The organism is Lachnoclostridium phytofermentans, assembly GCF_000733755.1.
GTDB lineage: Bacteria > Bacillota > Clostridia > Lachnospirales > Lachnospiraceae > Lachnoclostridium > Lachnoclostridium phytofermentans_A.
In genome coordinates this window covers 290,001-302,628 of record NZ_JPOF01000001.1, presented here as the reverse complement: position 1 = coordinate 302,628, position 12,628 = coordinate 290,001, and the positions used below count along the sequence as shown (strand labels likewise).

9 protein-coding genes, 8 tRNA genes and 1 rRNA gene (1 of these 18 running past the window's edge) are annotated in these 12,628 nt (G+C 38.1%); 2 read left to right on the top strand and 16 right to left on the bottom strand.

From position 1 onward, the window contains the following. Nucleotides 1-202: 202 nt before the first annotated feature. From CC92_RS0101425 to CC92_RS0101400, 6 genes are all read right to left on the bottom strand, one after another. A complete protein-coding gene (locus CC92_RS0101425) occupies nt 203-1,096 on the bottom strand; it encodes a sensor histidine kinase (protein WP_031420083.1) in 894 nt (297 codons plus the stop codon). Nucleotides 1,097-1,178: 82 nt separating this feature from the next. Then, nucleotides 1,179-2,003, bottom strand: a complete 825-nt coding sequence (locus CC92_RS0101420; RefSeq protein WP_029502189.1) for an ABC transporter permease — start codon at nt 2,001-2,003, stop codon at nt 1,179-1,181. After that, nucleotides 1,996-2,916, bottom strand: a complete 921-nt coding sequence (locus tag CC92_RS0101415; RefSeq protein ID WP_029502190.1) for an ABC transporter ATP-binding protein — start codon at nt 2,914-2,916, stop codon at nt 1,996-1,998. The genes CC92_RS0101420 and CC92_RS0101415 overlap by 8 nt, the downstream gene beginning before the upstream one ends. Nucleotides 2,917-3,042: 126 nt before the next feature. Then, nucleotides 3,043-3,723 carry a response regulator transcription factor gene (locus tag CC92_RS0101410; RefSeq protein WP_029502191.1) on the bottom strand — a complete coding sequence of 227 codons (681 nt, stop codon included), beginning with the start codon at nt 3,721-3,723 and terminating at the stop codon, nt 3,043-3,045. Between the two features lie 303 nt (nt 3,724-4,026). Then, nucleotides 4,027-5,904 carry a DUF4914 family protein gene (locus CC92_RS0101405; protein ID WP_029502192.1) on the bottom strand — a complete coding sequence of 626 codons (1,878 nt, stop codon included), beginning with the start codon at nt 5,902-5,904 and terminating at the stop codon, nt 4,027-4,029. A gap of 333 nt (nt 5,905-6,237) precedes the next feature. After that, the gene (locus CC92_RS0101400; protein ID WP_029502193.1) at nt 6,238-6,597 is read right to left on the bottom strand and encodes a DUF2294 domain-containing protein; all 360 of its coding nucleotides are present in this window, start codon (nt 6,595-6,597) and stop codon (nt 6,238-6,240) included. A gap of 870 nt (nt 6,598-7,467) precedes the next feature. On the opposite strand from CC92_RS0101400, the gene CC92_RS0101395 reads away from it, so the two are divergent. Continuing rightward, entirely contained in the window at nt 7,468-7,752 is a 285-nt protein-coding gene (locus CC92_RS0101395) for a hypothetical protein (RefSeq protein WP_029502194.1), read from the top strand. A 2-nt stretch (nt 7,753-7,754) separates the two neighbouring features. Then, entirely contained in the window at nt 7,755-8,354 is a 600-nt protein-coding gene (locus CC92_RS0101390; protein WP_029502195.1) for a lysine exporter LysO family protein, read from the top strand. A gap of 110 nt (nt 8,355-8,464) precedes the next feature. Here CC92_RS0101390 and CC92_RS0101385 read toward each other — a convergent pair whose 3' ends face one another. From CC92_RS0101385 to CC92_RS0101340, 10 genes are all read right to left on the bottom strand, one after another. After that, complete coding sequence (locus CC92_RS0101385) at nt 8,465-8,818, bottom strand: hypothetical protein (protein ID WP_029502196.1); 354 nt, start codon at nt 8,816-8,818, stop codon at nt 8,465-8,467. A 219-nt stretch (nt 8,819-9,037) separates the two neighbouring features. Beyond that, nucleotides 9,038-9,111 (bottom strand) — tRNA-Arg (locus CC92_RS0101380). Between the two features lie 47 nt (nt 9,112-9,158). Next, a tRNA-Leu gene (locus tag CC92_RS0101375) sits at nt 9,159-9,244 on the bottom strand. Nucleotides 9,245-9,260: 16 nt separating this feature from the next. After that, nucleotides 9,261-9,333, bottom strand: a tRNA-Val gene (locus CC92_RS0101370). Nucleotides 9,334-9,409: 76 nt separating this feature from the next. Further along, nucleotides 9,410-9,483: transfer RNA gene (locus CC92_RS0101365), tRNA-Asp, on the bottom strand. Between the two features lie 47 nt (nt 9,484-9,530). Then, a tRNA-Ile gene (locus tag CC92_RS0101360) sits at nt 9,531-9,604 on the bottom strand. A gap of 29 nt (nt 9,605-9,633) precedes the next feature. Then, nucleotides 9,634-9,706, bottom strand: a tRNA-Thr gene (locus CC92_RS0101355). A 118-nt stretch (nt 9,707-9,824) separates the two neighbouring features. Next, nucleotides 9,825-9,896: transfer RNA gene (locus CC92_RS0101350), tRNA-Glu, on the bottom strand. A 78-nt stretch (nt 9,897-9,974) separates the two neighbouring features. After that, nucleotides 9,975-10,046 (bottom strand) — tRNA-Asn (locus CC92_RS0101345). A 65-nt stretch (nt 10,047-10,111) separates the two neighbouring features. Next, nucleotides 10,112-12,628 (bottom strand): 23S ribosomal RNA (locus CC92_RS0101340); it runs 400 nt beyond the window's last position.

Sequence of the window (12,628 nt, the reverse complement as noted above, 5' to 3'; positions counted from 1 at the left end):
ACGTTGTGCCTGTTTTTTTCTAATTGAATTTATAACTTTGGACTAACTTGCCTAGCTAAATGAGTTTATAACATCAAGCTAACTTGCCTAGAAAGAGTAAGAACGCATAATTTCTCCTTTTGCAAAAAGCATCCTACCTTACTAAGCTCTTCTTTTTGCATAATTAATTTATTGGATTACCAATACACTCCTATAATATCTTCTAACCAATTGGAAAATGAACCTTAATTGAAAACTCAGCCCCTCCACTGATAGCCTCTATACGTCCACCAATCTTTTCAACCAATTCTTTTGCAATTGCAAGGCCTAATCCAGTAGACGTTTGTGTCCTGGCTTTGTCTGCTTTATAGAATCGTTCAAAGATTTGAGAAAAGTCAATTTCTTCTCCATTTGCATAGCCATTTTTACAAGTAACTACAATCTCTTCTGCTTTCTCTAAAGTAATCTGAAAATGCTCATCTCCATGTTCTAAGGCATTCTTAATCATATTCTGAAGGATACGAATGAGTACAGAAGAATTACCAAGTATAATCACCTCTTCTTCTGGCAATTGAATCTCTGGTTCTATCCCCCGGCTAGTAAATTGCTCATAAAAATCAAGCATACACTCACAGAGAATCTGACTAAGATTGCATTTCTCCATGGAAATTTCATAACAATTATTCTGTAATTTCATGTATAAAAACAACTGATCTAGCATCTCTGACAATTGTCTAATACGACCTTCGATAATAGTAATATAGTGCTCCCGTATCTTTGGTTCTTTCGCTTTTGATAACAATTGAAAATAGCCATCCAGTGAAGTAAGCGGTGTGCGAATGTCATGAGATAGGTTTGTTATCAATTGCCGAAATGCTTCATCTTTTTCTTCATATTCTACCTTTAGATCCCTATGTTTTTGCATTAACTCATTCAATAATTCCAATAGCTTCGTAATATCCTTCGATGGAACTAACTGTTCTAATAGCATATTAGAATTATTAGATAAGATAAAAGAAAGATTCTGATTCCACGTACGAATTTGTTTTCGATATTGAAGGACTGCGATAAAGTATCCAGCTGCAATACATAAAACGACCACTATGATCCATATCATTCTCTATCTCCTCCTTTTCTCTTATCCTAATCAGCTTCGTTCGTTAGACTATAGTTATGAAAGTTTCTTTTCTAATCTTTCTTTACCTCACATCTTGTTTTCTCATTAAGATAATACTCGATATTCCAAATATAACTGACGCTACTAAGGATACCAAAATAGCTCTTGAATAAATTGTCGTATTAAATGATGTTGGTAAAAGTTTCATATTAGTCGTTAGTAAATAATCCGAAAAAACGATATTTAATTTCAAACGATCCAAAAGGCCAGTCAGTAATGCTACCATTCCAGAGCAAAGACAGATTCCGGCTGCCATACTGATCGCCATGTTTCTAGTTAAATTGCATAAAAAGATCACCAACATAACGATTGCATAATGAATCAGATATTGAGTGAAAAAGTAAGCAGCAAACTCACCAATATTACCTAGCGTATAATTATCCAATAAAAGAGTGGAAGAAATGCCGATAAAAAGTGCGGTACCTAACAAACTAATCAATAGATAAATCGCCATGCAAATCGCTTTTGAAATTGTAAAGTATTCCCTATATCCTTTTCTGCTGACTACATTCTTAATATAGCCACTACTATGTTCAGAGCAGATAAAAATAATTGCAAATATAACAGCCATAACGGCTATTGATGCACCACCAACTGTAGCACTAAATAAGTCTCCCAATTTAAGTTCGGCATTATCTATATATATCATGCCTGCGGTTATACCAACATTTACGGAATCCGATGCCTCCAAACTCTGATCGTAAAAATTCTTTAAACTATCATTACTTAACACCATTTTAAATGTAAATATTGATACAATAACAAGAATATAAGTAATAAATAAAGTAACATAAAAACTTTTACTACGAAACATGCGATACAAATCCATTTTTATCGTTCTAAACATAGCTAGCACCTCCAGTTAAATGAATGAAATAAGTCTCCAAATCATCATTAGCAACATGAAAGGATGAAACCAAAACCCCATTATTACATAACGTCATATTAATGAGTGCAGGATTATTAAGTTGCTCAAATACATAGATGGTTGTTGGATCAATCACTTTATAATCTGTTATTCCCAATTTTTCTTCTAAGATTGTACACGCTTCCTTCGCATTACTTAGGGTGATCTGGATACGCTCACTGCAACTCTCCATCAGTTCTTCATTGGTTAATTCCTGAAGGAGTATCCCTTTATCAATAATCCCATATCTAGTCGCTATTTTAGATAATTCTTCTAAGATATGGCTGGAAATAATGATTGTCATATTTCGTTCTTTGTTTAACCGTTGAATCGTATCTCTCACCTCAACAATACCTTGAGGATCAAGACCGTTGATAGGTTCATCTAATACTAATAAGTCTGGTTCCCCCACCAATGCCATACCGATTCCAAGCCTTTGCCTCATACCAAGGGAATAGTTTTTCGTTTTTTTCTTATCCACACCCTTTAATCCGACTAATTCAATAATCTCGTGGATATAGTTATCCTCCTTAATCCCAAGGCTGATACACTTCATTTTAAGATTTTCAAAAGCAGTCATATTAGGAAATAACCCAGGTGCTTCAATTAAAACACCAATTCGTGAAAATAGCTCCTTTTGCTTATTGCAGTCAGTACCAAACAATTCAATATTGCCTGAGGTTTGCTTCGCTAGTCCGCTTATCATTTTTAAAAATGTCGTCTTACCTGCTCCATTTCTACCAATAAAGCCATAGATATCACCACGTTTTATCGTTAGGCTTACGTTATTAACAGCAGCATGATTTTTATACTTCTTGGTTAGATTGGATGACCTTAACAAGATATCATTCATACTCTTCCTCCTCTTCTTTCCTGTCTCTATATTCCTTATTTTATAAGTTAGTTACACTTTCATCTACTATCTTATACGAGGTTCCTAAATATATCGCAAAGAAAAGTTAAAGAAATGGTAAAGATACTATTTACTAAGTTTAAAGCCTATCCCCCAGACTGTATCAATATAGTCTTCTTCTGTAATCCTTTTTAACTTCATTCGAATATTACTGATATGTACATTTATCGTCTTATCCTCTCCAATAAAGTATTCTTCCCATGCATAATTATAAATCTCCTGCTTACTAAAAACTTTACTTGGGTGGAGGAGCAATAGTTCTAATATCTTGAATTCTTGTTTGGTAAGTGATAGTAATTCCCCTTTTAGTGTAACCTCGTAGGAATTACGATCCAATCTTAATTCTTTATGGCATAAACATTGAATTATACCATCCTGGCACTTCTGATTCATCCGTCTAAGAGCGACTTCAATACGAACTAATAGTTCTTTTAATTGAAATGGTTTTGTAATATAATCATCGGCTCCACACGATAAAAGATCCACTTTACTATCAAGTTCATCCTTCGCAGACAATACAATCACAGGGGTCCGCTCTTTTTTACGAAACGACTTTAGAAACATTTCTCCTGACATTCCGGGCAGCATTAAATCCAAAAGAATTAAGTCAAACTCTGTCATACTTACATTTAACATAGCTTCAGTACCTGAATATGCTTGTACCACCTCATAACCAACTTCCTCTAATGCTTCTCTTAGCATATTATTAATATTTAGATCATCCTCAACAACTAAAATTCTATTCATAAATCTCCCCTGATAACAATCACCGTATTCTTTTATATTCCTACCTCATTAGCATGATTATAGCAGAACTATGATTAAAAATGCAAAGCTTATATTAATTTAAATTAATACCTCTCTCTAATGTAACCTATGAAATATCATCCCCCATAAACAAGAAAAGGCACACTGTGCGGACTTTTTCTTGTCATGAATAAAAGCGAGCGCAAACAGAATCCTCCGAAAGCCGATTGGCTTCTCCTTAGAATATTCCATTTGCACTCGCTTTTTAAACGAACTATATCACAACAGTAACATCACTGTTTATTAATATCTCATTGGCAATAAATCATTGTACTCTTGAACTGTAGCGTCAGAAAGTAACAACTCAATTGTCTTTCTACCCATCTCATGAAGTTCTGGGGTTAAGAATTTCTCTACTTCCTTTTTAAAGAAATCAAGAAGTATTTTAGCACCAGCATCATAGCCCTCGATACCAACTTCTTGCTGCGTCTCTGGTTGTAAAAATTCCTTGTGGATATACTGACCATCCACCTTAAGGGATCCAAGTCCATATCCTAGGATTGGACAACGAGCTTCTACTAAATGCTCTGGCTTAAATTTTGCACTACCTCTTCTAGCAATATACTCTCTTGTAACCCATTGTGGCATAAATCCAACTTCATAAACACCAATGTGTTGATTTGGAATGAGTAAATAGCGAGTATGACTGGAATTTAACACCTGTTCCATAAGAAGGTTTGCCTGCTCAACCATCTTACCGGTTGCAAATGGCCAATAGGATCCTACGCCTTCACTTGTCATACCTTCGGAAGAAGTAATACTTGGATTATTATATCCTCTTGGTGCAACTAATCTCCATAACCAAGCAAGTGTTGGAGGTAAGATGTGACACAAACCAAGGATACCATAAGAAGGATTCTTCTTGGTACAAGCTGGGGTTCTAACACCAAAGCTTCTAACATCAATTTCTACAGGTTCATCAATAACGTTTGGTACCAAATGTCTTGGAAGAACTACTCTCGGATTTGGACAAGGTTTTCCATTAGAATCTAAGGTATGCTCCCAAACAAGACAAGTAGAATTTGGCACACCCTGAATATTTAAGAATACCAATGGTTCCTCTGGATGAATAAAAATTTTCTCATACTGTGGTGCAGAACCATAACTCTTAATATGGTCACAACGTAAGAACCAACCTTGCTCTGCATCCTTTACCACAAGTTTTTGACTGTCATTTTGCATCTTTGGATGACATATTGCCATATCATCGGTAACTGGTCTTAACTCACATGACTCTGTTAACTCTATATAAGTTTTTTCACCATTCACTGTATTTTTACCAAGTAAAATACGACCATCCATCTCACGGTGAACATGCTCAATCATCTCACTCTTTCCACCGCCAGAAGCACCTTCATGCATAATAACAATTTCATTATCATATGGAGTAATGACCTTAACGGTAGACGCATGAACGGTAGTCCAGCCTTCATTTTCACCAATGTTAAGTAATACACCGTAGATACCCTTCTTCGCACTTGGTCCTGGATATAAGTTGTAGGAGTATAACTCATGAATTTCTTTCAAACGGTTGTGAATTACAATCTGCTTACCATCAAAATGAGTATGACGGAATGGAGGTGCTAAGAAAATAACAGCCTTTGGATTAAAGTCCTCCGAGATATCATACATACTGATAAATCCCTGTAGATCTGCAACCGCGCAAGCAAAAAAGCCTGCATTCGCTGGAGCAACTAACAAAGTATCATAGCCGTATTCCTCTCCACCAGACTTAAATGCAAAAACGACAAGTTCCTGTCCTTTTAACCATTGGAAGGTTTCCTGACGAAGTGGTTCAAAATCTTTGTTATAAACATCATCGTATTTTGGCTTATCAGTATCATTATCATCAGCAACCAATAGACAATCTGGGTCACGTCTACGCATATAATCTTCTGGATAATTCACTACAATACCATTCTTACAACGAGTAACAGTTGCTTCCACAATGTTTCCCTTACCAGGTACATCATAAGCTACATCATAAGTGTCCACATCTTCTCCACCAAAAGCCATATGTATCAGCTCCTTTTTTGAACGTGGATAAAATACATGTTTGCTCTCCGTTAAAATATCCTTGATATAAGATGGCAAATTCCACTTTTCCTGATTGATTTTCATAGCAATCCTCTCTTTCTTCCATGTCTTTTTATATAAAAATATATTTCAAGATGCTACCTATCATATATTTTTAGCCCTTATACTAATTATTCCTACCTTAGCTTTTATCTATACGTATTTTGGGGTAATCATTATTATCAAATGTGACCTACTACCTCATCTATACTATATATCCTTTATAACCTCCACCATATGTCATTCTGCATAATGAAGGCCCCCTCCTTTTTTAAAAAAGCCAATATCAAAGAAACCTTTGATATTGGCTTACTTACAATTTAGTATAACTACTTTGTATCGTCTTCCATATTATGAAATATTAAACCAACTTTTTTCTTAGGAGATTAGATCTTCAACATCTTTATCTGTTGTTATAACAACAACTTTCTCACCGGTTTTCGTACTAATATCAGAATGAGTGCTGATGATAGCTACATCAATGATTTCATTAATTAATGTTTCTAAGTATCCTCGCCCACCTTCAAATAGCGATGACCTTACCTTCTTAAATAACTCGATTCCTTGAGGATTATCTGTCAATTTCTGTTCTGATGGACTAAGTACACCAGTAAGCCTGACGATAATTATGTCATGGATAATATAGGTTCTAATAGTTTTTGGCCCGCGACCCATATACTCAATCTCGAATCTACTGAGAGCCTCGCTTATCTTTGCTTCCAACTGACCCTTTGTCACTATATCACCACCTAACCTAAGTTTATCAAGGAGGTATCTTAAGTTAATCTTTACTCCTAAGTAATATTTAAATATAATCTTATTAGAAAAGCCTTAAGAAGTCAAATAAAGATATTGTTAATAAATTATCTAATTCTAATGCAAACTCATGATAATATTTCCTAATCTTACAAAAGTTTAATTATATTACATTCAATTAATTCTTCTTATCCTATTAATTTTAACAAAAAACCTGTAAACATATTGTTTGCAGGTTTGAAATTCACGTGACATAATCTAGTTAGTAACCTGTGAGGTACTTCGCTTAGCACGCAAATTATACTCATGTCGGATACGGTTTAATATATCACAAACAACTTATAAAGTCAAGAATCTTAGCTATTCTCGAGCAGATAAAAATATGCTTGTCGTTAGATAAGAAACGTACAAAAAATCAAAATTTTCATACATTTTTACACTTTAATTCGTCAAAGTGATGATATTTTAGTGAAAATCTTAGCTTCTTGGTGCTGATTGCTAGAAAATCCAAAGAAAACTCATACAATTTTTTTATACTAAAATACTAGATTATAAAAATATTTTTCTATGATGCATTATTATAACTATTCGTTTCTATTGCTTGAATGCTAAATATTTGTTATAGTATATACGTTTGTATTAATTTTAGTGAGCTTTACTTAAGATAAGGTTCTCTATTTAGTTTCCATACGCCATTAGATTAATGTTAGGCTATTATCATGAAGCAAGGTCTCAATAAATCATTTCCTATGATTCAAGCTAACTTTCATTGCTGGTTGCATGTTATTCCTGCTTAAAGATAATAATCTGATATTGGTATATGGATACTTTTTATAGAAGGGAGATAAATTTATGGATATTCTCATCATTATGGGAATTGGTATTTTCGTCGGGTCAAAATTTTTTCCTGATAGACATAAAAAGAAGAATGAAAAAATGCAAATAGTATGCACCGTTCTTATCATTTTTTCTATGGGAGTAATGCTTGGTGGAAGAGAAAACTTCATTCAGGAATTATCAACTCTAGGTTTGACAAGTTTTCTATACTTTTTAATTCCAACAGTCTTATCAACTATCGTTGTTTACTTACTTACTAGAATATTTATGAAAAAGAAACAAAAAGAAAAGGAGGACTAAGAATGGTTCTACTTACTGTAATTGCTCTACTATTAGGTATCGTGTATGGATTATCTGGCATTGACATATCAATTATTGGATTTATTACAGAACATACTCACTATATTCTATATTTGCTCATGTTTCTTGTAGGAATTAGTATTGGGCTAAATCATGGGATCATGGAAAAAATCAGAGAATATCATATTAAGATCTTTATTATTCCTATTGGTATCATAATAGGATCACTATTAGGTGGCATTGTATGTAGTTTTATCTCTGGAATCTCCATGAACACCAGTACTGCTATCGCAAGCGGATTAGGTTGGTATAGTTTATCTGGAGTTATGGTTAGTGAATTCGCTGGCGCACAGCTTGGAAGTATTACTTTCTTAAGTAATTTAATGAGGGAAATATTTTCTTTCTTTAGTATTCCTCTCATAGCAAAGCATTTAAATTTTCCAACTTGTATCGCACCTGCTGGAGCTACCAGTGAAGATACAACTCTCCCTATGTTAATCAAATATACTAATGAAGAAACCGTAGTACTTTCTGTTATCAATGGTATGATTTGCTCTGCAGCAGTACCAATACTCATTAACCTTTGCTATCAGATTTTTTAACATAAATTCATGTAAAATAAAATTTTCATATATAAAAAGTCATGAATAATGATAGACATTAATTACCGGCCATATTGGGACATTGATGTCTATCCTTTTTTTAACATACTTTATTTCATACCGCTGTCTTTTATTATCCTTCTTTCTCCGCTATTCACTGCTTTTCTAGGATTATATTCATAAGTTTCTTGTTTCACTGAGCTTCCCTCACTATTACCAGCTGTACTGGAGTTATTTTTGACAGCTACTTGGTTGATATTACTTCCCTTACTATTTGGCTCAGTATTAGCGTTTTGCGTTTCACATATATTCTTTAAGGTTGCTCTTCGCACAGCAATTGCACTTAATGCATCGCTCAATAATAACGTATCTGCTGCTAGTAACGCTAATTCATTATCATCAAGGCATTCCGCTATTTGACAGGCCAATGTGCTTATCATTAGTATATCTGAGCAAAAATTCATGGTTACCACCTCGATATAATATATGTACTATAGAAGAAAGATAGTTATATTAATTCATCTTTGAATATTAGTTAATGTATGTCTGCCAAGTAAAAGTTATGTAAGCATTCTGAAATAAACATAAAAATACATCTATTCTTTTGAAGATTTCTAATGTTGAGAAAGATTCCCGGTCATAAACATGAAAAAAGCCTGTAAACTAATGTTTACAAGCTTTCATGTACGTGACATGATTCGAACACGCGACCTTCTGGTCCGTAGCCAGACGCTCTATCCAGCTGAGCTACACGTACATAGTATGAAATTTTCACACCAATTATCCTTGAATATTCAAAGATAATGCCGGCGACCGGAATCGAACCGGTACGGGAGATTAGTCCCGCAGGATTTTAAGTCCTGTGCGTCTGCCAGTTCCGCCACGCCGGCATAACCTTTCGGTTGATGGGACCTATAGGGCTCGAACCTATGACCCTCTGCTTGTAAGGCAGATGCTCTCCCAGCTGAGCTAAGATCCCAAATTAACTGGTCTTTTAAAACTCAATATCAACTAGATACAGAGTGTTTTAAATCGTGTAATCTCACCGATTACAACGACTCAGATGGGACTCGAACCCACGACCTCCGCCGTGACAGGGCGGCGCTCTAACCAACTGAGCCACTGAGCCAAAATATTTTACTTCTATAAGATAATCCTCTGTTCGATTACCTCAAGTGGACCTTCGGGGACTCGAACCCGGGACCGACCGGTTATGAGCCGGTTGCTCTAACCAACTGAGCTAAAGGTCCATGTCTTTTGATATTTCAAAAGGCACTAAAGCCGACGATCGGACTCGAACCGATAACCTGCTGATTACAAGTCAGCTGCTCTGCCAATTGAGCCACGTCGGCATATTTACTCAATTTTCATTGGGCCTCATCAGCACAACGTTCTTTTGTGTAGTTTTTCTTCATAAAGATAAGACCGATAGTAGTCTACACCACTTTACTCAACTATCAATCTTACAAATGACTCCAAGGGGATTTGAACCCCTGTTACCGCCGTGAAAGGGCGGTGTCTTAACCGCTTGACCATGGAGCCGTGCAAATAATAATAACATATAATTATATTTTTGTCAATTAACAATATCTTCCTAAGTAGTATGATTATTGTTAATAACTCCCCGAGTTGGGCTCGAACCAACAACCCCACGGTTAACAGCCGTGTGCTCTACCATTGAGCTATCGAGGAATACTTCTACATTGTATATAATGAGGTTGACATAGTCAACTCAGAAAAAGTTTAAACAAACCTTTTAGGTTAAGCCCTCGACCTATTAGTAACAATCAGCTACATGTGTTACCACACTTCCACCTTTGTCCTATCAACCTTATCGTCTTTAAGGGGTCTTACTAGCTTATGCTATGGGATATCTTATCTTGAGGGGGGCTTCACGCTTAGATGCCTTCAGCGTTTATCCCGTCCCGACTTGGCTACTCGGCCATGCTCTTGGTAGAACAACCGATACACCAGAGGTCAGTCCACCCCGGTCCTCTCGTACTAAGGGCAGCTCCTCTCAAATATCCTACGCCTACGCCGGATAGGGACCGAACTGTCTCACGACGTTCTGAACCCAGCTCGCGTACCGCTTTAATGGGCGAACAGCCCAACCCTTGGGACCTACTACAGCCCCAGGATGCGATGAGCCGACATCGAGGTGCCAAACCACTCCGTCGATGTGAACTCTTGGGAGTGATAAGCCTGTTATCCCCAGGGTAGCTTTTATCCGTTGAGCGATGGCAATCCCACTTTATACCACCGGATCACTAAGTCCTACTTTCGTACCTGCTCCACCCGTCGGTGTCACAGTCAAGCTCTCTTATGCCTTTGCACTCTACGAATGGTTTCCAACCATTCTGAGAGAACCTTTGAGCGCCTCCGATACCCTTTCGGAGGCGACCGCCCCAGTCAAACTCCCCGCCTGACATTGTCCCCTAGCCGGGTCACGGCTACAGGTTAGAAATCCAGTACTACAAGGGTGGTATCCCAACAGCGACTCCGTAAGAACTGGCGTTCCTACTTCCTAGTCTCCCACCTATCCTGTACATGCAGCACCGAATCCCAGTATCAAGCTGAAGTAAAGCTCCATGGGGTCTTTCCGTCCTGGCGCAGGTAACCAGCATCTTCACTGGTATTTCAATTTCACCGGGTGCATTGTCGAGACAGTGCCCAAATCATTACGCCTTTCGTGCGGGTCGGAACTTACCCGACAAGGAATTTCGCTACCTTAGGACCGTTATAGTTACGGCCGCCGTTTACTGGGGCTTAAGTTCAAAGCTTCGACTTGCGTCTAACCTCTCCCCTTAACCTTCCAGCACCGGGCAGGCGTCAGCCCATATACCTCACCTTTCGGTTTTGCATAGACCTGTGTTTTTGCTAAACAGTTGCTTGGGCCAATTCTCTGCGGCCTGGTTTCCCAGGCACCCCTTCTCCCGAAGTTACGGGGTCATTTTGCCGAGTTCCTTAACAATGCTTCTCCCGTCGGCCTTAGGATTCTCTCCTCATCCACCTGTGTCGGTTTACGGTACGGGCATATAGCAAACAATAGCGGCTTTTCTCGACAGCATAGGTTCAGAAACTTCGTTACTTAAATTTCACTCCGCATCACACTTCACCATCACCGGACGGATTTGCCTATCCAGCTTGACTTTGTGCTTGCGCCGGTTTTTCCATTCCCGGCTTTTCCTACCTTTCTGTGTCCCCACAGTTCTGTTACTATATGGTACAGGAATATCAACCTGTTGTCCATCGACTACGACTCTCGTCCTCGCCTTAGGCCCCGACTTACCCAGAGCAGATCAGCTTTACTCTGGAAACCTTGGATATTCAGCCTAGAAGATTCTCACTTCTATCTCGCTACTCATTCCGGCATTCTCTCTTCTTAACACTCCACTGCTCCTTACGGTACAGCTTCGTCGCAGTTAAGAATGCTCCTCTACCAATCATACGAAGTATGATTCCACAGCTTCGGTGGTGTGTTTTAGCCCCGGACATTTTCGGCGCAAGATCTCTCGACTAGTGAGCTATTACGCACTCTTTGAATGTATGGCTGCTTCTAAGCCAACATCCTAGTTGTCTCTGAAATCTCACATCCTTTTCCACTTAACACACACTTTGGGACCTTAGCTGGTGGTCTGGGCTCTTTCCCTTTTGACTACCCAACTTATCTCGTGTAGTCTGACTCCCGATCATCATCTATACGGCATTCGGAGTTTGATAACCTTCGGTAAGCTTTGACGCCCCCTAGGGTATTCAGTGCTCTACCTCCGTTAGACTTATCCTACGAAGTAGGATATTATCGAGGCTAGCCCTAAAGCTATTTCGAGGAGAACCAGCTATCTCCGGGTTCGATTGGAATTTCTCCCCTATCCACAGTTCATCACCACCCTTTTCAACGGATGTGTGTTCGGTCCTCCACCACCTTTTACGGCAGCTTCAACCTGACCATGGATAGATCACCCGGTTTCGGGTATACACACAGTGACTCAGCGCCCTATTCAGACTTGGTTTCCCTTCGGCTCCAGACTTTCTGTCCTTAACCTTGCCACTGGATGTAACTCGCCGGACCGTTCTACAAAAAGTACGCGGTTCCACTCATAAGGTGGTTCCACAGCTTGTAAACATATGGTTTCAGGTTCTCTTTCACTCCCCTCCCGGGGTTCTTTTCACCTTTCCTTCACAGTACTATGCACTATCGGTCACTAAGTAGTATTTAGCCTTGGGGGGTGGTCCCCCCGACTTCCAACAAGGTTTCTCGTGTCTCGTTGTACTTT

Excerpts from the sequence above, each read along its gene's own strand:
- CC92_RS0101425 (WP_031420083.1), bottom strand. The coding sequence starts at position 1,096 with ATGATATGGATCATAGTGGTCGTTTTATGTATTGCAGCTGGATACTTT.
- CC92_RS0101420 (WP_029502189.1), bottom strand. The coding sequence starts at position 2,003 with ATGTTTAGAACGATAAAAATGGATTTGTATCGCATGTTTCGTAGTAAA.
- CC92_RS0101415 (WP_029502190.1), bottom strand. The coding sequence starts at position 2,916 with ATGAATGATATCTTGTTAAGGTCATCCAATCTAACCAAGAAGTATAAA.
- CC92_RS0101410 (WP_029502191.1), bottom strand. The coding sequence starts at position 3,723 with ATGAATAGAATTTTAGTTGTTGAGGATGATCTAAATATTAATAATATG.
- CC92_RS0101405 (WP_029502192.1), bottom strand. The coding sequence starts at position 5,904 with ATGAAAATCAATCAGGAAAAGTGGAATTTGCCATCTTATATCAAGGAT.
- CC92_RS0101395 (WP_029502194.1), top strand. The coding sequence starts at position 7,468 with ATGGATATTCTCATCATTATGGGAATTGGTATTTTCGTCGGGTCAAAA.
- CC92_RS0101390 (WP_029502195.1), top strand. The coding sequence starts at position 7,755 with ATGGTTCTACTTACTGTAATTGCTCTACTATTAGGTATCGTGTATGGA.
- CC92_RS0101385 (WP_029502196.1), bottom strand. The coding sequence starts at position 8,818 with ATGAATTTTTGCTCAGATATACTAATGATAAGCACATTGGCCTGTCAA.